The sequence below is a fragment of the Thiohalophilus thiocyanatoxydans genome (assembly GCF_004366735.1).
Taxonomy (GTDB): domain Bacteria; phylum Pseudomonadota; class Gammaproteobacteria; order UBA6429; family Thiohalophilaceae; genus Thiohalophilus; species Thiohalophilus thiocyanatoxydans.
In genome coordinates this window covers 81,272-104,879 of sequence record NZ_SOQX01000006.1, presented here as the reverse complement: position 1 = coordinate 104,879, position 23,608 = coordinate 81,272, and the positions used below count along the sequence as shown (strand labels likewise).

Below are 23,608 nucleotides of genomic sequence, written 5' to 3'. Positions count from 1 at the left end.
GCAGATAAAACCCTTGACAACCTGCCAGTACCCCTCCGCTTCGGAGGATTAATGGGGCCGCAACGTGCCGGGCGAATCCGGGTTGTCGCTGTTTTTGACCACCTCGGCCGCCTTCTCGTCACCCGTCTCTTCCCGGGGTTCCGGCTGGCGAGTCAGCGCCACCTGCAGCACCTCGTCGATCCAGCGCACGGTGTGGATATCCAGTTTTTCCTTGATATTGTCCGGTATTTCGGTCAGATCCCGTTCGTTTTCGTGCGGAATCAACACCGTCTTGATCCCGCCGCGATGGGCCGCCAGCAGTTTCTCCTTGAGGCCACCGATGGGCAAGACTTCACCGCGCAGGGTGATTTCACCGGTCATGGCCACGTCGGCGCGTACCGGGATGCCGGTCAGCGCGGAGACCAAGGCGGTGCACATGCCGATCCCTGCACTGGGACCATCCTTGGGGATCGCCCCCTCGGGAACGTGCACATGGATGTCTTTTTTCTCGAAGACGTCCGGCTCAAGCCCCAGCACGTTGGCACGGCTGCGCACCACCGACAGGGCCGCCTGGATGGACTCCTTCATCACATCACCCAGCTGACCGGTGATGTTGTGCTTGCCCTTGCCGGACATGACCGCGGTTTCGATGGTCAGCAGCTCGCCACCCACTTCGGTCCAGGCCAGACCGGTCGCATGACCGATGCGATCCTCTTCCTCGGCCAGGCCGAAACGGAAGCGTTTGACGCCCAGGTATTTTTCCAGGCTGTCGGCCTTGACCACCACGGTCTCCTCGGAGGGCTCGCTCAGGATCTCCTTGACCACCTTGCGGCAGATCTTGGCAATTTCGCGCTCCAGATTACGTACCCCGGCTTCGCGGGTGTAATAGCGGACGATATCCAGAATCGCTTCTTCGGTAATATCGACCTCGCCTTCCTTGAGTCCGTTGGCCTTCACCTGTTTGCTAACCAGGTACTTGAGCGCGATGTTGACCTTCTCGTCTTCGGTATAACCCGACAGACGGATCACCTCCATCCGATCCAGCAGCGGTGCCGGAATATTCATGGTGTTGGAAGTCGCCACGAACATCACTTCGGAGAGATCGTAATCGACCTCCATATAGTGATCGTTGAAGGTGTGGTTCTGTTCCGGATCCAGCACCTCGAGCAGGGCAGAAGCGGGATCGCCACGGAAGTCCATCGCCATCTTGTCGAGCTCATCGAGCAAGAACAGCGGGTTACGCGTGCCGATCTTGTACAGATTCTGGATCACCTTGCCCGGCATGGAGCCGATGTAGGTGCGCCGGTGACCGCGGATTTCCGCTTCGTCACGCACGCCGCCCAGCGCCATACGGATGAACTTGCGGTTGGTGGCGCGGGCCAGGGATTTACCGATGGAGGTCTTGCCCACACCCGGCGGCCCCACAAGACAGAGGATCGGACCCTTCATTTTCTTCATCCGGGTCTGCACGGCCAGATATTCGAGGATGCGCTCCTTGACCTTTTCCAGACCATAATGGTCCTCTTCCAGCACCTGTTCGGCACGGGCCAGATCGTTACGCACCTTGGTGCGTTTCTTCCACGGGACACCCACCAGCCAGTCGAGATAATTGCGCACCACGGTGGCTTCGGCCGACATGGGCGACATCATCTTCAGCTTGTTGAACTCGGCCTTGGCCTTGGTCTTGGCTTCCTTGGACATGCCGGCTTCTTCGATTTTCTTTTCCAGATCCTCGAGCTCGTTCGGCACATCATCCATCTCACCCAGTTCCTTCTGGATCGCTTTCATCTGTTCGTTCAGATAGTACTCGCGCTGGCTCTTTTCCATCTGGCGCTTGACGCGACCGCGGATCCGTTTTTCGACCTGGAGCAGATCGATTTCCGACTCCATCAGACCCATCAGCTGTTCCACCCGATCGCGCAGCGAGAAGTTCTCGAGGATCTTCTGTTTCTCCTCGATCTTCAGTGACATGTGCGCGGCAATGGTATCCACCAGACGATTCGGATCATCGATACTGGACAACGAGGTCAGGATCTCCGGCGGGACCTTCTTGTTCAGCTTGACGTACTGATCAAACTGGGTAGTGAGGGAGCGCACCAGAACTTCGGCTTCGCGATCATCCACGGTCTCTTCTTCATGCACCTTGGCCTGGGCGGTAAAGTAGCCCTCTTCGGCTTCATTGAAGTTCAGAACCTGGGTGCGTTTGCCGCCTTCGACCAGCACTTTGACAGTGCCGTCGGGCAGTTTAAGCAGTTGCAGGATGCTGGCCACGGTACCGATGCTGTACATATCGTCGGCCTTGGGATCATCCTCGGCTGCACTCTTTTGCGCGACCAGCAGAATCTGTTTGCTGTCTTCCATGGCCGTTTCCAGCGCCTTGATCGATTTTTCACGACCGACGAACAGCGGAATGACCATGTGGGGATAGACCACCACGTCCCGCAGCGGCAGGACCGGAATTTCGGTCAACGGCTCTTCAATCATATCTGACATAATCTGGTACTCTTGTTTGCGTGGGGTCCCGGGGACCGTTACAGGCTAATCTGGGGTTGGGCACTCGGGAATTCAACATCCCGCGCCATTTTTCGCATGCCCGCAAAATTAAGGGGTATCGAAATACCCCTTAATTCTTCAGTCTTCCGCCGAGGCCGCCCTGGAGTCGGAGCTTTCATAAAGGAACAGGGGATCGCCCTCCTGGCGTATCACCGAATCGTCGATGACCACCTTGTTCAGATCCTCCATCGAGGGCAGCTCGTACATGGTATCCAGCAGGATGTGCTCCAGAATCGAACGCAGTCCACGCGCGCCACTCTTGCGCTCCATGGCCTTGTGCGCGACCGCCTTGAGCGCCGATTCGCGGAACTCCAGCTCGGCGCCTTCCATCTCGAACATCTTCTGGTACTGCTTGGTCAGCGCGTTTTTGGGCTGGGTCAGGATCTGCACCAGGGCTTCCTCGTCCAGCTCGTTGAGCGTGGCGATCACCGGCAGACGCCCGACGAACTCGGGAATCAGACCGTAACGGGTCAGATCCTCGGGCTCGACATCGCTGACCACTTCGCTGGCGCTCTTCTTCTCATGCTTGGTTTTGACCTCGGCACCGAAGCCGATCCCGCCACGCTCGGAGCGATCGCGGATGATCTTGTCCAGCCCGGAGAAGGCACCACCACAGATAAACAGAATATTGCCGGTATCGACCTGTAAAAATTCCTGTTGCGGATGCTTGCGTCCCCCCTGGGGCGGGACAGAGGCCACGGTGCCTTCGATCAGCTTCAACAGCGCCTGCTGCACCCCTTCACCGGAGACATCCCGGGTAATAGAGGGGTTGTCCGCCTTGCGGGAGATCTTGTCAATCTCGTCGATATAGACGATCCCGGTCTGGGCTTTTTCGACGTCGTAGTCGCATTTTTGCAGCAACTTCTGGATGATGTTTTCCACATCCTCGCCCACATAACCGGCTTCGGTCAGCGTGGTGGCGTCGGCGATGGTGAACGGGACGTTCAGCAACCGTGCCAGGGTCTCGGCCAGCAGGGTCTTGCCGCAGCCGGTCGGCCCGATAAGCAGGATGTTGCTCTTGGCCAGTTCCACATCGTCTTTCTTCTGACCGGACTCCAGCCGTTTGTAGTGGTTGTAGACGGCCACCGCCAGAACCCGCTTGGCGCGTTCCTGGCCGATAACGTATTCATCCAGCTTGTCACGGATTTCATGGGGGGTGGGCAGCTTGCTGCCGGTCACCGAACCGCTTTGTTCCTGGACTTCCTCGCGAATAATGTCATTGCACAATTCAACACACTCGTCACAAACAAACACGGAGGGACCCGCGATAAGCTTGCGTACTTCGTGCTGGCTCTTGCCGCAGAAAGAGCAGTACAACAGCTTGCCGTTATCACCGGAATTGGTCGTGTCGTCACTCATGTCCCTACCTCAAAATGTGTGCTGACTGGTCTTCATACAATGCGTCGGTTTGACGCATTTTTCAAGTAGCAGTTGCTGTTTTAACGCCCTATCACCGTCGGGCCTTTAGCCCCAATCGGGGCGTCCGGCACAGACCGGTTACGCGTCCGGATTGCCGCTGCGGTTGACCATAACTTCATCAATCAGTCCGTATTCCACCGACTGCGACGCACTCATGAAAAAGTCCCGATCGGTATCTTTTTGAATTTGCTCCAGTGGCTGGCCGGTATGATCGGCCAGAATCCGGTTCAACCGCTCGCGCACGTCCAGAATTTCCTTGGCGTGGATCTCGAAATCCGACGCCTGCCCCTGGAAGCCTCCCAGCGGCTGGTGAATCATGGTCCGCGAATGCGGCAGACCGAAACGCTTGCCTTTCGCCCCGCCGGCCAGCAGTAATGCACCCATACTCGCGGCCTGGCCGATGCACATGGTGCTTACGTCGGGTTTGATAAATTGTATGGTGTCGTATATCGACAGCCCCGCCGTCACCGAGCCACCGGGTGAGTTGATATACAGATGGATATCCTTGTCCGGATTTTCGGACTCGAGGAACAACAGCTGGGCCACGATCAGGTTGGCCATATGATCCTCAACCTGTCCCACCACAAAGATCACCCGTTCCTTGAGCAAACGCGAGTAAATATCATAGGCGCGCTCGCCCCGGGACGTCTGCTCAACCACCATCGGCACCATTTGCGCGACGGTCTCGGTGTACCTGGTATGATTATCGGTCACAACTACCTATCCTTTAAGCTGCTAGCTTGTTATTGCGCGTTTTCGGACGTCATTATTTCATCAAATGAGACCGGCTTCTCAATTACCCTGGCCTGATCCAGTACCCAGTCTACCACCTGGTCCTCAAATACCAGCGATTCGACCTCGCTCATACGCTGGCGATCCGACTGATACCATTTGACCACTTCTTCCGGATGCTCATAAGGCGCGGCGATCTCCTCGACGCGGGCCTTGACCGCCTCCGGGGAGACCTTGAGGTCATTGGCCTTGACGATCTCGGACATAATCAGCCCCAGAGTGACCCGTTTCTGGGCCTGTTCGCGGAACATCTCCGGATTGATGCCGCTCAAATCCTGCTGTTGCATGCCCTGGCTGGCCAGGTTCTGCAGCATCTGTTGTAACAGTGTGCGCTCCTCATTTTCAATCAGGGATTTGGGCGCCTCGATCGGATTGGCCGCCAGCAGGGTGTCCATCACCGCCTCCTTGAGGCGAGTGCGCAGCCGGGTGTCCAGCTCGCGCTGCATGTTGTCGCGGATCTCGTTGCGCATCTCGCTCAGATCGCCGCTTTCCACGCCCAGTTTTTTGGCGAACTCGGCATCCACCTCGGGCAGCACCGGCTCCTCGATACTATTTATATGTGTCTCAAAGACAGCCGGTTTGCCGGCCATCTCGGCGGCGTGGTAATTCTCGGGAAAGGTCACCTCGAGGGTGCGGTCTTCCCCGGCCCGGGCGCCCAGCAGGCCGTCCTCGAAACCGGGAATCATGCGCCCCGAGCCCAGCTCCACCTGCATGCCCTGGCCGCTGCCGCCTTCGAAAACCTCGCCGTCGATCATCCCCTTGAAATCGAGATTGACCCGGTCACCCTCTTTGGCCTCCCGGTCGACCGTTTGCCAGTCCATGTTCTGCTTGCGAATGGTCTCGATCATCCGGTCGATATCGGCCTCGCCGATCTCGGTGACCGGTTTTTCCACGGTCTGCTCGGCCAGCGGCGCCAGCTCAATCGCCGGATAAATTTCAAACGTGGCGGTATAGCTCAGCCCCTCACCCGCCTCGTGCTTGAGATCATCGAAATTCGGCGTCCCGGCCGGCTGCAACTGCTGCTGACTGACGGCCTCGTAAAAAGTGGATTGTAATACCTCGCCGACCACTTCCTCGCGCACCTGTTTGCCATACTGCTGCTTGACCACCTTGAACGGGACCTTGCCCTTACGGAAGCCCTTGAGCTTGACGGTGTGGGTCATATTTTTGAGTCGATCGTCAACCGCCGAGGCGATTCGTTCTTCATCGACATTCACCGTCATCCGGCGCTCCAGGCCTTCGGTGGTTTCTACAGAGACTTGCATGTGTTTGACCTCGTCGTTTATTTCTTTAAATTCAGTCAGTTATCATAATACCGGGCGTTTGGTGCGGAAGGTGGGACTCGAACCCACACGCCTTGCGGCACCAGATCCTAAATCTGGCGTGTATACCAATTTCACCACTTCCGCGAATACTCGTCAGGGGGATTATACAGAGACCGTGGGTGGAGGTGTAATCCGTGCGCTTTGCGGGGAAATCGGCCAGGAAACTGGTGGGCCGTGTAGGATTCGAACCTACGACCAAGAGATTAAGAGTCTCCTGCTCTACCAACTGAGCTAACGGCCCTGCAAGGGCCGAATTGAACCACAATCAGGGGCTGTTTATCAAGCTTTGCGCCGGCAGAGCTTCCCGGATCTGGATGCTCTGTTGATTGATTGCATTATAACCGGTGAGCAAAAGTGCTGAAGTTTTCCAACTCACCCGACCATCCAAGCTGTTCCTGATGCGTTTGCACAGCCCGGGTATCCCGACATGATGAAATTATCCAGTAATCTTTAAACCGATTTTGACAATCTGCCCCGCTTCCATTTCCAGCACAACCAGCTCAATCTTGTCCAGTTTCACCCTGTCGCCCACCACGGGTTTGTTGTGAAACTGCTGTGTCAGATACTCACCAACACTCAGCGTGTCGCAAGCGTGCGGCACGGGCACCCCATAAGCGGTGGAAAGATCGCATAACCTGGCCGATGGCTCCAGAATAAAATCACCGAAGAACTGATGATCCGCAGCATACTCCAGTGTGGTGAACAGACGGTTAATCTGCTCGACCTCGTTACTGGCGGCGAGAATATGCAGATAGTCACCGGGTTCAAAGCGCTCAATGTCATTCGCGTCGTAGGAGATACCATGGCGTATCACCGAGGTCAGTCGCGCTGTACCGGGCAGAACAAAATAGTCGGGTGAACGATTACGCAGCGGACTGGTTGAACCCAGCTTGTAGACCAGTATTTCACATTCCGGGTGGCCCGGGATTAACGTATCGATTTGCATCACCGGCTCGGGGCCGGGTGGTATCTCCAGTCGTAAGAGCCGCGCGACGGGAGCCACCGTCCAACCCTGCATTAACAGGGAGACCAGCACGACGAAAAAGGCGACATTAAAATAGAGTTCTGCCTGCTCCAGACCGGCCAGCAAGGGAAACAGTGCCAGGATGATCGGGACCGCCCCGCGCAGACCCACCCAGGCGATATACAATTGTTCGCGCCAGACAAACCGATAGGGGGCCAGACACACCAGCACCGCCAGCGGCCGGGCAACAAAAATCAGTGCCAGTGCGATCAACAAGGCATCCCCCGCCAGCGGCAACAGTTCGGAGGGGGTAACCAGCAGGCCCAGAATCAGGAACATGCCAATCTGACTCAGCCAGGCCAGACCGTCATGGACACGCAGGATATTCTGTCCTGCATGCAATTTGCGATTGCCCAGACCAACCCCGAGCAGGTAGATCGCCAGAAAACCACTGCCGCCCAGACTGTTGGCCAGCGCGAAGATCAGCAAGCCCCCGCTGGTCACCAGCAGAGGATACAGGCCGTTGGCCAGGCTCAGGTGATTGACCATATAGACCAGCAGGCGCGCCCCCAGTATACCGGCCACGGCACCGATACCCATCTGAATGGCGAACAGCAACAGGGTATTCCAGGCGAACAGTGAGCCCTGTGTAAGCAGGATCTCGATCAACATGATGGTGAGAAACACCGCCATCGGATCGTTACTGCCCGACTCAATCTCCAGTGTCGCGCCCACCCGGCGTTCGATATTCATCCCCCGGGCATGCAACAGGGAGAATACGGCAGCCGCATCGGTCGAACCGATGATGGCCCCGAGCAACAATCCCTGCAACCAGTGCAGGTCAAATACCCAGGCGGCTAACAGTCCCACCAGCGCGCTGGTGATCAGGACACCGACGGTAGCCAGGGTCAGGGCCGGCCGCAAACCGACCCGAAAACTCTCCACCTTGGTATGCAGACCACCATTTAACAGAATAATGCCCAGCGCCACCGACCCGATCAGATAGGCAGTACCAACATCATCAAAAACGAGATTCCCCGGTCCTTCCTCACCGGCCAGCATACCGACAATCAAAAAGATCAGCAGCAAGGGTGCGCCGACCCGGGCCGATATGGAACTGACTACGATGCTGCCGAACAGCAACAGCGCCGCGATCAACAGAAGATTGTTCAACAGTTCCATTTAACGCGAATACCCCGGTTTACGTCGGTTCCTGCAACTCAACTGGCGTTTTGAATACCGATACAGTTATGAGGGCTGCCGCACCTTCCAGAACCGTCGGACGCAGATAAAGTGTCTGTCAGCCTTGCCAGGACGTAGTTACATCCTGTCCCACAAGGCCCGGCAATACCGACTAAAGTCAAAATGATCGAATATTCGAAACGTTTGCCTGGCTGTGTCACGAACAGGGTTCTTTACAGTATCGCCAAAACGCCTATGATGAATACCGGCCATGGCGCCCTGGCGAGGCGTCTAAATAACGCTCGTCCAACAGCTCTGTTGCCAGTGTAGCGTAAATTTTACAGGATAGGATAACCAGGAGACAGCCTCGAGCTAAGCCGCTCATGCAACAACGTCGTGAATTCATCATCAAGGGGCGGGTACAGGGCGTCGGCATGCGCCCCTTTATCTACCAGCTCGCCACCGGATTACAGCTTGGCGGCTGGGTCAGGAATCTCAACGGCAGTGTGCAACTGCAACTCGAAGGTGACCAGCAGGCAATTCATCGCTTCGTGCAACTACTGAAAAATGCCCCGCCACTGACAGCCCATCCTGTGTTCGTCGACGAGCAGCTGTTGGAACCCACTCATGAGACCGGCTTTCGCATTCGTTCTTCCCGAACAACAACTGAAGCGGACATCCATGTCCCGCCCGATTACTTTCTCTGTCCCGACTGTCTGCGAGAGCTGAATGCCCCCGGTGATCGACGTTACGCCTACCCGTTTATCAACTGCGCAAGTTGTGGTCCGCGTTATACCCTGATTCGCCAACTGCCCTATGACCGGCCCAATACCGGCATGGCCGATTTTCCACTGTGCCCCGCCTGCCACTCGGAATATACCGATCCGATGCAACGCCGTTTTCACGCCGAGCCGGTCGCCTGTCCCGAGTGCGGACCGCAACTGAGTTTTGAAAATTTGAACCAATCGCAGCAGGGATCACAAGCGCTGCAAACAACGCTGGAATTACTACAACTTGGCGAGCTTGTTTTGATCAAGGGTATTGGTGGCTATCATCTGTGCTGTGACGCCACCAATAGCGAGGCGGTCGAGCATTTACGGCAACGCAAACAGCGTCCGCACAAACCCCTGGCGCTGATGTTCCCGTCTGTCGGCGACGATGAGCTGGACGCGGTCCGGGCGGAATTGCACGTCGAGGCGACCGAAGCCGCTGTTTTACGCTCGCCCGCGCGGCCCATTGTATTGTTACGCAAGCGGCCCGACAGCCGACTGCCAGGCTTGCTTGCCCCCGGCATGCAGGAGCTCGGTGTCATGCTGCCTTACAGTCCGCTGCATTACCTGTTGTTAGCGCGTCTGGAGCGCCCCATCGTGGCCACCTCGGCCAACCTTCCCGGCGAACCGGTACTGACCGACGCCGGCGAGGTTAATCGCCGGCTGGCCGACGTTACCCCCAACCGTTTACATCACAACCGCCCCATCGTACGCCCGGCCGACGATCCGCTGGTGCGTCTGATTCAGCAACGGATACGCCCGCTGCGCCTGGGACGCGGTACCGCGCCGCTGGAACTCGAACTGCCGCAACCGCTTCCCCGGCCCCTGCTGGCCTGCGGCGGACACATGAAAAACAGCGTGGCACTGGCCTGGGAGCAACGTATCGTGATCTCGCCCCATGTCGGTGATCTGGACTCACCGCGCAGTCGCGAGACCTATGCCCGGACCATCGCCGATCTGCAACAACTCTATGCTGTACAGGCAACCAGCCTGGTTTGCGATCACCATCGGGGTTATTTCGGCTCACAGTGGGCCGCGGCACAACCGTTACCGACCTGCCCGGTATGGCATCATCACGCCCATGCCGCCGTGCTGGCCGGTGAATACCCGCAGGAGTCGCGCTGGCTGGTGTTTACCTGGGATGGTGTGGGACTCGGCGAGGACAGTACATTATGGGGCGGGGAAGCGTTGCTCGGGCGCCCCGGCGACTGGCAACGGGTCGGCAGCTGGCAACCGTTTCGCCTGCCCGGCGCGGAACGGGCCGCCCGGGAGCCGTGGCGCACCGCGCTGGGGGTGTGCTGGCAGAGCGACACGCGCTGGCCCGGCGCGCCCGCCGGGGTCGACCTGTTGTACGGCGCCTGGCAAAAAGGGCTCAATAGCCCGCTCACCAGCGCGGTCGGCCGTCTGTTTGACGCCGCCGCCGCCCTGCTCGGCCTGTGCCAGAGAGCCAGTTTCGAAGGTCAGGCACCGATGTGGCTGGAGCAACTGGCCTGGCAGGGTGAACACCCCGGCATCGAATTGCCGTTGGTAGCGGAGGGGCCTGTCTGGCGCAGCGACTGGATGCCACTGCTGGCGATGTTACTTGATGAGAGCCTGTCAACCGCCGATCGCGCCCACGCCTTTCACGCCAGCCTCGCCCGGGCCCTACTCGCCCAGGCCAGCGAACTGAAACAGCAACACGGCGATTTTGCCATCGGGCTGTCCGGCGGCGTCTTTCAAAACCGTTTACTCTGTGAGCTGATCATGCAACAGTCACAAAAATTCGGGCTGCGTATATATCTGCCGCAACAGGTCCCGGTTAACGACGCCGGACTGTGCTACGGTCAAATCATCGAAGCCCGGGCCCGGCTTCAATCGCAATAAAATATTTCACCGCAGAGGCGGTAAAGTAATTTTGAGTTTTGAATGCTGAATTTTGAACTAAACCTCTCTACCCAGATTTAACTCAACATTCAACATTCAACATTCAACATTCAACATTCAACATTATGTTTTCGTCTCTGCGGTAAAAAACAAACATGACCAAACTGACTGACACGCACATTTCCCTCGCCCACGGTAACGGTGGTCGGTTGATGCGCGAATTGATCGAGGGATTGATTGCCGACTCTCTCGGCGATCGACTGCTGGATATCGAAAACGATGCGGCCCGGATCGATCTGGATCAGCGCGATGCTGAATTGTTGATCACCACCGACGGTTTTACCGTCAAACCACTGGAGTTTCCCGGCGGGGATATCGGTTCCCTGGCGGTACACGGAACGGTGAACGATCTGGCTGTCAGTGGCGCCACGCCACATTACCTGAGCCTGAATCTGTTCATTGAAGAGGGCCTCGAAGTTTCCCTGCTGCAACGGCTGTTATGCAGCCTGGCGAAGGCAGCCGGCGAAGCCGGGGTCAAAATCGCTTGTGGCGACACCAAGGTAGTCCCCCGTGGCGAAGGCAGCGGGGTCTATTTCGCCACCACCGGCGTCGGACTGCGTCCGAAAAGTTTGCAACTCGGGTTCTCGCATATCCAGCCTGATGATCGCATTCTGGTCAGTGGTCCCATCGGCGATCACGGCATTGCGGTCATGCTAGCCCGGGAGCAGTTCGGCCTGCGCGGCGATGTCCGCTCCGATGCGGCCAGTGTCCTGGCCTTTACCCGGACCGCATCCGAGTTTTCCGGCTTGCGTTATATGCGCGATCCGACCCGTGGCGGTCTGGCCACGGTGTTACACGAGCTCCACCGCGCCACCGGCTTGGGCGTGCGGGTGTACGAGCCGCAGTTACCGATCCGCGATCAGGTCAAAACAGTCTGTGAAATGCTGGGCTATGATCCCCACTATCTTGCCTGTGAAGGCCGGGTGGTCGCGATCATCGCAGCCGATCAGGCTGATTCCCTGTTACAGCGCTGGCAACAACTGCCCAATGGCGGTCGTGCCGCTCTCATCGGCCAGCTCAACCGGCATGACACAGGTGTGGTGCTTGAAACCGAGCTGGGCGGCGAGCGGGTACTCGAAGAACTGGAAGATGATCCCTTGCCACGAATATGTTGATGGTCGATCAACATGTTTTGTTAAGCGCCCGGCCTGTCATTGAATCATGCAATCGTTCAAATCCTGACTATCGCGCCCCATATGCGAGGGCAGTCTCGCCCATGGCCAATAATAGTCATTTTCAGCTGCCCTCTTTTAGCGACACATAAATACCTACTTTAATCGCGAGTATAGCTTCCTGAATAGCTCCTGATTCGTATTCATTTTAATTGCCAAACTTCCCTTCGCTGCTAACCTTGTTAAACGATGCCTTCATTAACAAAACCGTCATCGCAACCAGTTAAAAATTGAATAACAATTCAGGGTTACCGGATGAATAACAAAGTTACGTCGGTTATCTTAACCATTGTATTTAGTCTCAGCCTCTTCCTGGGATATACCCCGCTTTATGCCGGCGAAGGCGAGCGTCTGTTTCAGCAACACTGCAGCCGTTGTCACCAGTCTGCCAGCCGACTCCCTGTCGCGCCCGAGAAAATTACCGATGTGCTTCAGAGCGATACAATCAAACAACACCGTTTTACTCTGGATGAAGCGGCCCTCCGGAGCATTGTTGAATACATCAAACAACAGAAATCCTGAATACGCCATGCAGACCCTGGTTCTTGGTATCGGTAACACCCTGCTTGGCGACGAAGGTGTCGGCGTGCATGCCATCCATTACTTGCAACACAAACATTCTGATTTCCCTGACACCATATTTATCGATGGTGGCACCCTGAGCTTTACCCTGGCAACAGACATCGAGCAGGCCGACAACCTGATCGTTATCGATGCCGCCCAGCTGCACGCCGATCCTGGTACGGTTAAAACCTTTGTCAATGAGGACATGGACCATTTCCTGGGCAAGGGCAACAAACGCAGTGTCCATGAGGTCGGCCTGCTGGATCTGATGCACATCAGTCGCCTGACCGGTCATTTTCCCCGTCAGCGCGTATTGATCGGCATTCAGCCCGAAAAACTGGACTGGGGGGAAACGCCCACAGAGGCCGTCTCGGCCGCTATTCCCCGCGCCTGTAAACACGCCATCGAACAGATCCGGAGCTGGCAAGCATGAGCAAACTGGAAGAAATCCATGTTCGTATCGAGCCGTTCTCCCCGGCAAGCCAAGTCCCGGCAATATTGACTGAACTGCAAACAAAACTTGACGCCCTGTGCAAACAGGGCGTCAGCGATTCGATCGATTTGCGCAGTCTGCCGATGTTCCCCGGTGATTATGAGCAACTCAAAGCGGCCCTGGGTTACGGCGAAATCCAGGTCCGCATCGATGCCATGGGGCCGACCGAAATCTACGAAACAGCACTACCCGGTATCTGGTGGATCCGCCACCAGAACAGCGAGAATGAAAATATCGCCGAATTTATCGAAATTACGGCCCTGCCGGCTATCCTCAAAACGGCTAATGACGATATCCAGCAATCCGGACAACAACTTCAACGACTGATCGACAGCCACACTCGGGACACCCTCAACGACGAATGAGGAGAAGGTGATGAAGCAGAATGAAACACTCGCCGATCATCTGCAACGCCAGGGCATCAGCCGACGCGGCTTTCTCAAGTTCTGTGCCGCCACCGCCTCGATGCTGGCCCTGTCACCCAACATGGCCGGCGCTATCGCCGACGCATTGGGCAAGGCCCGGCGCCCGTCTGTCATCTGGTTGTCGTTTCAGGAGTGTACCGGCTGCACCGAATCCCTGACGCGCTCACATAGCCCGAGTCTGGAAAGTCTCATCTTCGATGCCATCTCGCTCGATTACCATCACACCCTTCAGGCCTGTGCCGGACACTTCGCTGAACACATTCGTGAAGAAGTGATCCAGAAACACCCCGATGAATACCTCATCGTGGTCGACGGCTCAATACCGCTCAAGGATAACGGGGTCTACTCCACTATCGCCGGGATGAGCAATCTGGATATTCTCAAGGAGACCGCCGAACATGCCGCCGCGATTATCTCCGTCGGAACCTGCGCTGCCTTCGGCGGGATTCCCTACGCCAATCCCAACCCGACCGGGGCGGCATCGGTGATGGATATCATCAAGGACAAACCCATCGTCAATGTCCCGGGTTGCCCCCCGATACCGATCGTGATTACCGGTGTCCTGTCCCATTATCTGACCTTCGGTACCTTGCCGGAACTCGATAGCCTCAAGCGTCCTCTGTCATTCTACGGTGAAACCATTCACGATCGCTGCTACCGCCGCCCCTTTTATGATCAGGGCAAGTTTGCCAAGAGTTTCGATGATGAAGGGGCCCGTAACGGCTGGTGTCTGTATGAACTGGGTTGTAAGGGACCGACAACCCACAACGCCTGCGCGACTGAAAAATGGAACAACGGGACCAGCTTTCCGATTGAGTCCGGCCACCCCTGTCTCGGCTGCTCTGAACCCGATTTCTGGGATGCCGGCAGCTTCTATCAAGCCCTGTCTTCCTCCCCCGAGGAATTGAACAGTGCCGCCACCGGTGGAGTGGCTGCCGGCGTCATTGGTAGCGCTGCCTTGGGATTGTCTAACAAACATAAACAATCGAACACTCGGGATAAGCACTGCAAAGTGACCAGCAGTGATATAGAGAGCTTCTCCTCATGAACGTCCTCGAACTCCTCCCCCGGTACGCGGCTTGGCGCGGCCAGCCGGCCATTGTCATTTGTATTATCGGTATAAGTCTTCGCGCTCTGAAAGCCTCGCTTCTTGGGTACAGGCAAAATTTTCAACGTCAAAAACAACAGTTGGATTACAACAACTACCTGAGCCTGCTTGAGGAAAGACTGGAAGATAAAAAGATGAATGAGATTGAAGTGATCGGACTCAGCAAGTGGCTGGCCACTACCCGGCCACGACATCAGCCGATGCGGCAGGAGATAAATCATGAGTGAACGCATCGTTGTCGATCCGATTACCCGTATCGAAGGCCATTTGCGTATCGAGGCGCAGACCAATGGCGACACCATTACCGAGGCCTGGTCCTCCGGCACCATGGTACGGGGGATCGAGATCATTCTGCGCGGCCGGGATCCCCGCGATGCCTGGGCATTTGCCCAACGCATTTGCGGTGTCTGCACTCTGGTACACGGCATTGCCTCGGTCCGGGCTGTGGAAGATGCGCTCAATTACGAGATCCCGCCCAATGCCCAGCTGATTCGCAACCTGATGATTGCCGCCCAGTATGTGCACGATCACGTGATGCATTTCTATCATCTGCATGCGCTGGACTGGGTGGACGTGGTCTCGGCGCTCAACGCCGATCCCAAAGCGACCTCGCAACTGGCGCAACAGGTCAGCCCCGCCAACCCGAAAAGTTCGCCGGGTTACTTCGCGGATATGAAAAAGCGCCTGCAGGAGTTTGTCGAAAGCGGCCAGCTCGGCATCTTTGCCAACGGCTACTGGGGCCATCCCGCCTACAAGCTGCCGCCCGAAGCTAACCTGATGGTCGTCTCCCATTATCTCGAGGCGCTGGCCTGGCAGCGTAACGTGGTACAACTGCACACCATCCTCGGCGGCAAAAACCCGCATCCCAACTTTCTGGTCGGCGGATCACCCTCGGCCATCAGTATCGATCCGGGCCATCAGGGCAAAGGCAAGGGGCCGCGCTATCGCGGTGGTGACGGCGCCACGGCGTTGAACCAGAGCGGGCTGTCCAAAATTAAAGACATTATCGAGAACATGCAGCGCTTTGTGGATCAGGTCTATCTGCCAGATACCCTGGCGATTGCCGGCTACTACAAGGAGTGGGCCAAACAGGGGGAAGGGGTCGGCAACTTTATGAGTTACGGCGACTTCCCCACCAACGGCATGGACGACATCAGCTCGTTCCTGGTTCCCCGTGGTGCCATTCTCAATCGCGATCTCTCTACCGTCCACGATATCGATCTCAATGATGACGCCCAGATCAAGGAGTACGTCTCTCACTCCTGGTATAACTATCAGGGTGGCAAGGACCAGGGGCTGCACCCCTATGACGGGGAAACCGAGCTCAACTACGACGGCCCGCAACCGCCCTACCAGCATCTGAATGTGGATCAATCCTATTCCTGGATGAAGTCGCCCCGCTGGAAAGGCCACGCCATGGAGGTCGGCCCCCTGGCCCGGGTACTGTTACTGTATGCCAGGGGGCACGAGCAGACCAAAGAACTGGCCACCAAGGCTCTGAACCAGCTGGATCTGCCGCTGGAAGCCATGTACTCCACTCTGGGCCGCACCGCCGCCCGCACCCTGGAGACCAAGATTTTTGCCGACGGCATGATGGGCTGGTACGACCAGCTTGTGAATAACATCCGTAACGGCGATGTCAAAACCCATAACGAGAAGCTCTGGGATCCCTCGACCTGGCCGAAAGAAGCGCGCGGTGTCGGCTATACCGAAGCCCCACGTGGCGCCCTGGCCCACTGGATCGTGATCAAGGACGGCAAGATCGATAACTACCAGGCGGTGGTGCCCAGTACCTGGAACGCCGGCCCCCGCGATGCCCAGGGGCAGGAGGGACCTTACGAAGCGGCGCTCAAGGGCCACAAGCTGCACGATCCCGAACAACCGATCGAAATCCTGCGCACCATTCACAGCTTCGATCCGTGTATTGCCTGTGCCGTGCATGTGACCGATACTGAGGGAGAGGAACGGGTGAACGTTAAAGTCGTATAAAAAGGGGAACATTCATGCGACAGCGAACCATCAAACAGTCACTTTTGACCACGACCGGCCTGCTGGTCAGCGCTATCAGTCACGCCCACCCTTCAGGCGAACACCCGCAGGGATTGGCCACTGGTCTGTGGCACCTTCTGACCCAGCCGGATCACCTGCTCATGCTGTTTGCGGGGGTGGTGCTTGTTGTCTATCTCAGGCACAGATCTGCCCCGGCCCGGCAACCCCAACGGATGAAGCGAGAATAACCATGTGCCTTGGCATTCCCATGCAAATTGTCGAGATCAACGGCTACACCGCCCGTTGCGAAGCCAAAGGCGTGGAACGGGATATCAGCCTGTTCATGTTGCAGGACGATGCAGTCGAGCCTGGCGATTATGTGATGGTGCACGTGGGCTACGCGATCCAAAAGATCAGCGAACAGGATGCCCGCTCCAGCTGGGAACTGTTCGACGAAATCCTGGCCGCCGAATCGGCGTTATCCAATGCATGAGCTGTCGATTTGCCAGAGCATGTTAAGCCAGATCGAACGGGTGGCCCAGGAAAACCGGGCCGACGCCGTGCACCGGATCACGGTACAGATCGGCCCCTTGTCCGGTATCGAGCCGCAATTGCTGCAACAGGCCTTTCCGATCGCCATGGCCGGCAGCATTGCCGAAGCCGCGACGCTGGAGATTGAACTGCTACCCATTCGTCTCGAATGCCGGCAATGCGGCGCCGAGTCCGAGGCCACCTCGGCCAACAAACTGATCTGCGGACATTGCGGGCACTGGCAAACCCGTTTATTGAGCGGCGACGAAATGCTGCTGGCCAGCCTCGAACTGGATCGTGCAACGGACAAGGAAACGGCTACTCGTTAACAAAACAATGCTTACCACCAGGACACGAAGACACAAAGAAAAAATTGATATAAAAGCCCGAGATAAAAATAGCTTTATGTCTCTTTAAATCTTTGTGCCTTGGTGTCTTGGTGGTTCGCTTTAGAACTTATTGAAAAAGGAGTCGGTATGTGTGATACCTGTGGCTGTAACGTTACTTCCGGTAACCGGCACCTGCTGCAACCGGCCGGCAAGCTGGAAAAAACTGCCGACGGCAAATCGGCGGTGACGGTACTGCAAAGTCTATTGTCGGAAAACGATCACCAGGCCCTGCATAACCGTCAACACTTTGATCAACACGGGGTTCTGGCCATCAACCTGATGTCCTCCCCCGGCAGCGGTAAAACCGCCCTGCTCGAGGCAACCATCGATGCCCTGGCCGATCAGTATCGCATTGCCGTCATCGAAGGGGATCTGGAGACCGAGAACGATGCCGAGCGCATCCGCGCCAGAGGGGTTACGGCGATCCAGATCGCTACCGGCAGTGCCTGTCACCTGGATGCCCACATGGTGCACGATGCCCTGCATCAACTGAACCTGGCCGATTACGATCTGATCTTTATCGAGAACGTCGGCAACCTGGTCTGCCCGGCCAGTTTCGATCTCGGCCATCACCACAACATCACCCTGCTCTCGGTGACCGAAGGGGACGACAAGCCGGCCAAGTATCCGGTCATGTTCCGGGCTGCCGATCTGATGCTGCTGACCAAGACCGACCTGCTGGCGGTACTGGATGATTTCGATCCGCAAAAAGCCGAGCACTGCCTGCGACAACTGGCCAACCCGGCCCCCATGCTGTCGCTGTCGGCCACCCGCCAGCAGGGCATGCAAGCATGGTTCGACTGGCTGGATAACGCACTGACCGCCCATCAACAGCGGCTTGAACAGGGCGAAACGGTATTGCCCAAAATCCAGGCGGATGGCGCCCGGTTGCATGCCGGCGACGCGGCCCATCCCTGAGATGGATAATCGCTGATGAGTCTGAACGCCCAACAATGGCTGCAACAGATCCGGCAACTGCCCTTGCCGGAGAAAGTGCGCATCATGAACGTGTGCGGCGGGCACGAACGCTCGATCACCCAGGCCGGCCTGCGCAGTGCCCTGCCCGACAACATCGAATTGATTCCCGGCCCCGGCTGTCCCGTTTGCGTCTGCCCCGAAGAGGACGTCTATGAGGCCATTCAGATAGCGCTGAACGAGGAGGTCATTCTGGTGGCCTTCGGCGATATGTTGCGGGTCCCGGTCAACGTGCGCAAAAGCGAGGTGCGCTCGCTGGAACAGGCCAAAGCCCGAGGCGCCGACATTCGCCCGGTGGCCTCGCCCACCGATGTAGTCCGGATCGCCCGGGACAATCCTGATAAAGATGTCGTGTTCTTCGCCGCCGGCTTTGAAACCACCACCGCGCCGGTGGCCGCCATGCTGGCCGAGGGCGTGCCGGACAACCTGTTGCTACTGCTCTCGGGCCGACTGACCTGGCCGGCGGTAGCCATGTTGCTGGCGTCGGACGAACCCGGTTTCGATTGCCTGGTGGCGCCGGGACATGTGGCCACCGTCATGGGCGCGAAGGAGTGGCACTTTGTCGTCGAGCAGCATCAGCTCCCCGCCGCCGTGGCCGGTTTTAATAATGAAAGCCTGCTGGCCGCCTTCTATTCCAGCCTGCGGCAATTACTGGAAGATAAGCCGTTTCTGGACAACTGTTATCCCGAACTGGTCACCGAAGAGGGTAACGCCCAGGCGAAAAAGCATTTGTACGAGGTCATGCAGGTCACCGATGCCAACTGGCGCGGTATCGGTACCATTCCCGCTTCCGGTTTTGGTCTGACCCGGAAATACACGGCTCACGATGCCCGGCTGAAATATCCCGGCTATCAGGATGAGGCCCGCAAGCGGGCCGGCGAAATGCCGCCGGGCTGTGACTGTGCCCGGGTGGTGCTGGGCAAGATCTATCCGACCGAGTGCAAGCTGTACGGCGCGGCCTGCACCCCCCGCAATCCCATCGGCCCCTGCATGGTTTCCGACGAAGGCGCCTGCCGGATCTGGTGGAGCAACGTCCGCAAACCTGCCGCCTGATCCCCTTTTTTGACTGGCTCTGGAACAAACGCGGAGGACGCGGAGTCGCGGAGTATTTAAGCAGCACCAATCAGCGGAGACATGACTTCGGGAAAGATAACGATGAACACATGAGTACTCGCCCCAAAAATTATCTTCTCTGCGCCTCTGCGACTCCGCGCCCTCTGCGTTAACTTCAACAAACAGTAAAAAGTGTATTCAGGATTGATGTCGGCACTATCCAGGCGCTGGCGAATGGCTTGCAGCTCCGCCGCATTCCCCGCCTGGATGACGATATGATCCAGACTGGGCTGTGGCCACCCCGGGTGGAGATGGCAAAGTTCAGCTCGGGTTTTGCAGCCCCCACCTGGCATAGTCGGGCTTGATCACGTTTGGCTCGCTGCCGAACAGACTGGAATGAAAGCCGATGTTCTTGTCGATATCTGCCACGGCAATATGTACATGCAAACGGCTCATGGGTGTTTCCTTCACTTCATGTTTGGCGTCCATTCGAATTGGTAAGGACTTGAATCGGGAACGATAACATATACGAAATACCATATATATTAAGACCTGAAAAAGGCCGCCGAAGCGGCCTGTTCCATAGCCGGGATCCGGCTGCTACTCCATCATCATTCCCTGCCCCCGGTATTGGCGCAGCTGCTCACGCTGCTCGTCGGTCAGTTTCTCCATCACCTTGTTGCGGGCCTCCATGTGATCCATAAACATCTGCTTGCGTTGTTTGGCCATCTTGTCGTAGATTTTGCCCGCCGCAGCCGGGTCCGGATTTTCCGCCTGCATGACATCCTGCAGCTGATGGCGTAATTCCATCATCTCACCCATGCGCTCCCAGTTCTGCTTTTGCATATCCCGCTGCATCTGACGAATCGCATCGCGCTGCTTATCGTCCAGATCCAGCTGCATCACCGGTCCCATGCCGCCCATCATGCCGTGGCCATTCATCATGCCCATGCCACCCATCATTCCCTGGCCATTCATCATGCCCATGTCGCCCATCATTCCCTGGCCACCCATCATTCCGCGTTGCTGCATCATACGGCCCCGGTAATCATCCTCATCCATCTGCCCCATCATGCCCATGCCTTGACCACCGTGCGCACTGACAGGCAGAGAAAACGGCAAGGTCAGGCAAAATGCCAATACGCTTAATAGTCTTGGATAGCTCATTTCCCGTCTCCTGATAGATTCAATTAACAGTAAATTCTGTCACTTTAAAGCGAAGCAGATTTCTGTCCCATGTCAATGTACAGGCTAAATAGAGAAACATTCTTATCGCTTATTCCGGAACGGGGAATTATTCATATAATTTGCCCGATGACGTCTGCTCAAACAACTGCTCCGAATATCTGTCGCCTGGGTTTTAAGCGGTACTGCCAGGCCTTCCAGGACACACCATGATTGGCTCGACGGTCCTGGAAGGCCCGGCAACACCTCATATCTGTACTGATATTCGGCACACTTACTTTAAATATTAAGCTTTAGATATTTTATTTAAGGAATGCGAAGAAAGATGAAATAAAAACGGGCTGTCTTGAACAAGACAGCCCGCGGGTCAGATGGGGTGGCTGATGGGAATCGAACCCACGACAACAGGAGCCACAATCCTGCACTCTACCAACTGAGCTACAGCCACCATAGAACTAAACAGTACCGATATACTAGACACTAGTAACTAGTTACTAGAACCTGAGTATGGCGCGCCCGGCAGGACTGACTCGGGGCTCCTGCCCCTCGCCCTGCGGGCGTCGCTTCGCGACGTCCAAATCGGCTATCCCTGCCGATTTGTCGAACCTGCCTGATTTATAACGCAGGTTCTCGTCCTCGCCTCAATCTCGCAATGGAGTCATATACGACCTCTACCCCATTGCTTTAGGTACTTGGTGCGCCCGGCAGGACTCGAACCTGCTACCCTCGGCTTAGCTTACCCGCTACAGCTTTCGCTGCCGGAAATCGCTTCCGTTTGGGGTCTGGACCATCTCTTCACCGTCTCAGGTGCCGCACGTATGGCCTCTACGGATCCCGGTGATTTTATCACATTGCCCAGAGGGCGAACCACCGGTTTCCTCGGGATTGCCATCAGCCGAACTGTTAAGGTTCCCCCGATACAGTGCGATCCACTCTGCAGGTTCGGTTTCCCTGCAAAGGCTCCTGGTTCGTCATTTCAGACGAGGCTTAAAGGCCGATGCTCTATCCGGATGAGCTACGGGCGCAAAGCTTGATTCTGGTCGGGGAAGAGGGATTTGAACCCCCGACATCCTGCTCCCAAAGCAGGCGCGCTACCAGACTGCGCTATTCCCCGTATAAAGGCGGCGATAATACGCACCCGGGCGATGCAGGTCAATGAAATTGCTGTCATTTTCGCCGAATGCTTGGCCTGACGCCGCTATCATGCGATCATAACAGGGTTTTAATCCCACGCTAACTTGAAATCGGACCGACTCCTATGACAGCCCAGACTATCGATGGCAAGGCAATTGCCGCCGCCCGCCGCCAACTGGTGAAACAGCAGGTGGACGAGCGACTCGCGGCCGACAAGCGGGCGCCGGGCCTGGCGGTGATTCTGGTGGGGAACCACCCCGCCTCGGAGGTCTATGTGCGCAACAAGCGCAAGGGCTGTGATGAGGCCGGCATCAACTCTTACGCCTATGACCTGCCGGAGGACACCGAGCAGGACCGGTTATTGACCCTGATCGACGAACTGAATGCCAATCCGGTGGTGGACGGGATTCTGGTACAGATGCCGTTGCCGGCGCACATCGATCAGGAGACCGTGATCGAACGCATCAAGCCGGACAAGGATGTGGACGGTTTCCACCCCTACAACATCGGCCGTCTGGCGGTGCGTATGCCGGTGTTGCGCCCCTGTACTCCACGCGGCGTCATCGCCCTGCTGGAGAGTACCGGCCAGCCGGTCATGGGACAGGACACGCTGGTGGTCGGGGCTTCCAACCATGTCGGCCGCCCGATGGCACTGGAGTTACTCCTGGCCGGTGCCACGGTGACAGTCTGCCACCGCTTTACCAAAGATCTGGAACAGAAAGTGCGTGAAGCCGAAATCGTGGTGGTGGCCGTCGGCAAGCCGGGGGTCGTTGACGGCGAATGGATCAAGCCCGGCGCCACGGTGATCGACGTGGGTATCAACCGGACCGAAACCGGCAGCCTGATCGGTGACGTGGATTTTGCCAGCGCCAGCAAAAACGCCGCCTGGATCACGCCGGTTCCCGGCGGGGTCGGGCCCATGACCGTGGCCATGCTGCTGCAAAATACCGTGGACGCCTGCAACAACTTTCACGATACCTGATGCCCTTCATGCCCTTCGGGCAGGGGCTAGTATCTAGACGCCAGGAGCCAGATACTAGCCCTTGCCTGAAAGGCCGGTTGGGCGCAGATACTTGCCCGGTTCCCGCGGCAGGCCTTCAAAACAGCGGCGGTATTCCCGGGTCTGTTGAAGCTCCTCATCCAACTGTGCGGCCTGGAATATCTGATCCAGGTCCTGGAGCAAATTGACCTCCTTGCCCTCCAGCGTGCCGGTACAGCGTTCCACCACCAGCTCCCCAGACGCATCGAAACTGCGAAAGGCATGTAGTTCGCCATTATAGGCGTGCAAACTCACCAGGGTCTGGGTTGGTGCGTTGTGGTATTCGGGTAAATAGGCTGCGGTGTAGTCCCGCACCACCCGGCCCTGATCATCACGAATGAAAACCTCGATGACATGCGGCTTACCGGTTTCGGACTCGCGTTGCAGCCGGCTGATCAGCTTGCCATTGTGATAATAGGACTCTTCCTGATAGAAATCCGGCAGATGCGCATACCCGCCGCTGTCGGTTTCACGTTTTACCGGCAGCTCATCGATCAGTTTGTTGTGCAGTGCCAGCGTCTGATCCGCAAAGCGGTTCCATGTCCGGACATGCGTCTTGTCTTCCTCGAGCGACTGACTGAAAACTGCATTGCTGTATAACAGTATCAGCCCCACGAACAGTAGCAGTTTTTTCTGATGCACAG

At 57.0% G+C, this 23,608-nt stretch carries 22 protein-coding genes and 4 tRNA genes; 14 read left to right on the top strand and 12 right to left on the bottom strand.

What is annotated here, in order from left to right:
* Positions 1 to 48: 48 nt before the first annotated feature.
* The 7 genes from lon to EDC23_RS11015 form a co-directional block, all read right to left on the bottom strand.
* Positions 49 to 2,472: an endopeptidase La gene (gene lon / locus EDC23_RS11045; protein ID WP_134084517.1), complete on the bottom strand. Its 2,424-nt coding sequence runs from the start codon at positions 2,470 to 2,472 to the stop codon at positions 49 to 51.
* A 138-nt stretch (positions 2,473 to 2,610) separates the two neighbouring features.
* Positions 2,611 to 3,891 carry an ATP-dependent Clp protease ATP-binding subunit ClpX gene (gene clpX, locus EDC23_RS11040; RefSeq protein WP_134084515.1) on the bottom strand — a complete coding sequence of 427 codons (1,281 nt, stop codon included), beginning with the start codon at positions 3,889 to 3,891 and terminating at the stop codon, positions 2,611 to 2,613.
* Positions 3,892 to 4,029: 138 nt separating this feature from the next.
* Positions 4,030 to 4,665, bottom strand: a complete 636-nt coding sequence (gene clpP, locus EDC23_RS11035) for an ATP-dependent Clp endopeptidase proteolytic subunit ClpP (protein WP_279585926.1) — start codon at positions 4,663 to 4,665, stop codon at positions 4,030 to 4,032.
* Positions 4,666 to 4,694: 29 nt separating this feature from the next.
* On the bottom strand, positions 4,695 to 6,008 hold the full coding sequence (gene tig, locus EDC23_RS11030; RefSeq protein ID WP_134084513.1) for a trigger factor: 1,314 nt from the start codon (positions 6,006 to 6,008) through the stop codon (positions 4,695 to 4,697).
* A gap of 59 nt (positions 6,009 to 6,067) precedes the next feature.
* Positions 6,068 to 6,152: transfer RNA gene (locus EDC23_RS11025), tRNA-Leu, on the bottom strand.
* 81 nt (positions 6,153 to 6,233) lie between these two features.
* Positions 6,234 to 6,309: transfer RNA gene (locus EDC23_RS11020), tRNA-Lys, on the bottom strand.
* 195 nt (positions 6,310 to 6,504) lie between these two features.
* A complete protein-coding gene (locus EDC23_RS11015) occupies positions 6,505 to 8,214 on the bottom strand; it encodes a potassium/proton antiporter (protein ID WP_134084511.1) in 1,710 nt (569 codons plus the stop codon).
* Positions 8,215 to 8,597: 383 nt separating this feature from the next.
* On the opposite strand from EDC23_RS11015, the gene hypF reads away from it, so the two are divergent.
* The 13 genes from hypF (at position 8,598) to hypD (ending at position 19,606) form a co-directional block, all read left to right on the top strand.
* Positions 8,598 to 10,847 carry a carbamoyltransferase HypF gene (hypF, locus tag EDC23_RS11010; RefSeq protein WP_134084509.1) on the top strand — a complete coding sequence of 750 codons (2,250 nt, stop codon included), beginning with the start codon at positions 8,598 to 8,600 and terminating at the stop codon, positions 10,845 to 10,847.
* Positions 10,848 to 11,011: 164 nt separating this feature from the next.
* A complete protein-coding gene (gene hypE, locus EDC23_RS11005) occupies positions 11,012 to 12,022 on the top strand; it encodes a hydrogenase expression/formation protein HypE (RefSeq protein WP_134084670.1) in 1,011 nt (336 codons plus the stop codon).
* Between the two features lie 312 nt (positions 12,023 to 12,334).
* Positions 12,335 to 12,601, top strand: coding sequence for a c-type cytochrome (locus EDC23_RS11000; RefSeq protein ID WP_134084507.1), 267 nt, complete (start codon positions 12,335 to 12,337; stop codon positions 12,599 to 12,601).
* Between the two features lie 7 nt (positions 12,602 to 12,608).
* Entirely contained in the window at positions 12,609 to 13,076 is a 468-nt protein-coding gene (locus tag EDC23_RS10995) for a HyaD/HybD family hydrogenase maturation endopeptidase (RefSeq protein WP_134084505.1), read from the top strand.
* Positions 13,073 to 13,501, top strand: coding sequence for a hydrogenase expression/formation C-terminal domain-containing protein (locus EDC23_RS10990; protein ID WP_134084503.1), 429 nt, complete (start codon positions 13,073 to 13,075; stop codon positions 13,499 to 13,501). Before EDC23_RS10995 ends, EDC23_RS10990 begins: the two co-directional genes overlap by 4 nt.
* Before the next feature lie 10 nt (positions 13,502 to 13,511).
* Complete coding sequence (locus tag EDC23_RS10985) at positions 13,512 to 14,609, top strand: hydrogenase small subunit (RefSeq protein WP_134084501.1); 1,098 nt, start codon at positions 13,512 to 13,514, stop codon at positions 14,607 to 14,609.
* A complete protein-coding gene (locus tag EDC23_RS10980) occupies positions 14,606 to 14,896 on the top strand; it encodes a hypothetical protein (protein ID WP_134084499.1) in 291 nt (96 codons plus the stop codon). The genes EDC23_RS10985 and EDC23_RS10980 overlap by 4 nt, the downstream gene beginning before the upstream one ends.
* Positions 14,889 to 16,658 (top strand): nickel-dependent hydrogenase large subunit, encoded by a 1,770-nt coding sequence (locus EDC23_RS10975; RefSeq protein WP_166668844.1) that lies wholly within the window; start codon positions 14,889 to 14,891, stop codon positions 16,656 to 16,658. The genes EDC23_RS10980 and EDC23_RS10975 overlap by 8 nt, the downstream gene beginning before the upstream one ends.
* A gap of 14 nt (positions 16,659 to 16,672) precedes the next feature.
* Complete coding sequence (locus EDC23_RS10970) at positions 16,673 to 16,906, top strand: HupE/UreJ family protein (RefSeq protein ID WP_134084495.1); 234 nt, start codon at positions 16,673 to 16,675, stop codon at positions 16,904 to 16,906.
* A gap of 2 nt (positions 16,907 to 16,908) precedes the next feature.
* Positions 16,909 to 17,151 carry a HypC/HybG/HupF family hydrogenase formation chaperone gene (locus EDC23_RS10965; RefSeq protein ID WP_134084493.1) on the top strand — a complete coding sequence of 81 codons (243 nt, stop codon included), beginning with the start codon at positions 16,909 to 16,911 and terminating at the stop codon, positions 17,149 to 17,151.
* Entirely contained in the window at positions 17,144 to 17,518 is a 375-nt protein-coding gene (gene hypA, locus EDC23_RS10960; protein WP_134084490.1) for a hydrogenase maturation nickel metallochaperone HypA, read from the top strand. Before EDC23_RS10965 ends, hypA begins: the two co-directional genes overlap by 8 nt.
* Before the next feature lie 147 nt (positions 17,519 to 17,665).
* Entirely contained in the window at positions 17,666 to 18,496 is an 831-nt protein-coding gene (gene hypB, locus EDC23_RS10955) for a hydrogenase nickel incorporation protein HypB (protein ID WP_134084488.1), read from the top strand.
* Positions 18,497 to 18,511: 15 nt separating this feature from the next.
* A complete protein-coding gene (hypD, locus tag EDC23_RS10950) occupies positions 18,512 to 19,606 on the top strand; it encodes a hydrogenase formation protein HypD (protein WP_134084486.1) in 1,095 nt (364 codons plus the stop codon).
* A 321-nt stretch (positions 19,607 to 19,927) separates the two neighbouring features.
* Here the strand turns inward: hypD and EDC23_RS14335 are convergent, their stop codons facing one another.
* The 4 genes from EDC23_RS14335 to EDC23_RS10935 form a co-directional block, all read right to left on the bottom strand.
* Positions 19,928 to 20,062, bottom strand: a complete 135-nt coding sequence (locus EDC23_RS14335; RefSeq protein WP_279585925.1) for a VOC family protein — start codon at positions 20,060 to 20,062, stop codon at positions 19,928 to 19,930.
* A 144-nt stretch (positions 20,063 to 20,206) separates the two neighbouring features.
* Complete coding sequence (locus EDC23_RS10945; RefSeq protein ID WP_134084484.1) at positions 20,207 to 20,773, bottom strand: Spy/CpxP family protein refolding chaperone; 567 nt, start codon at positions 20,771 to 20,773, stop codon at positions 20,207 to 20,209.
* 390 nt (positions 20,774 to 21,163) lie between these two features.
* Positions 21,164 to 21,239: transfer RNA gene (locus tag EDC23_RS10940), tRNA-His, on the bottom strand.
* A gap of 589 nt (positions 21,240 to 21,828) precedes the next feature.
* Positions 21,829 to 21,905 (bottom strand) — tRNA-Pro (locus EDC23_RS10935).
* Positions 21,906 to 22,049: 144 nt separating this feature from the next.
* Here EDC23_RS10935 and folD point away from each other — a divergent pair.
* On the top strand, positions 22,050 to 22,907 hold the full coding sequence (gene folD, locus EDC23_RS10930; RefSeq protein ID WP_134084482.1) for a bifunctional methylenetetrahydrofolate dehydrogenase/methenyltetrahydrofolate cyclohydrolase FolD: 858 nt from the start codon (positions 22,050 to 22,052) through the stop codon (positions 22,905 to 22,907).
* Positions 22,908 to 22,961: 54 nt separating this feature from the next.
* On the opposite strand, the gene EDC23_RS10925 is transcribed toward folD, so the two are convergent.
* Positions 22,962 to 23,606 carry a hypothetical protein gene (locus EDC23_RS10925; protein ID WP_134084480.1) on the bottom strand — a complete coding sequence of 215 codons (645 nt, stop codon included), beginning with the start codon at positions 23,604 to 23,606 and terminating at the stop codon, positions 22,962 to 22,964.
* Positions 23,607 to 23,608: the final 2 nt, after the last annotated feature.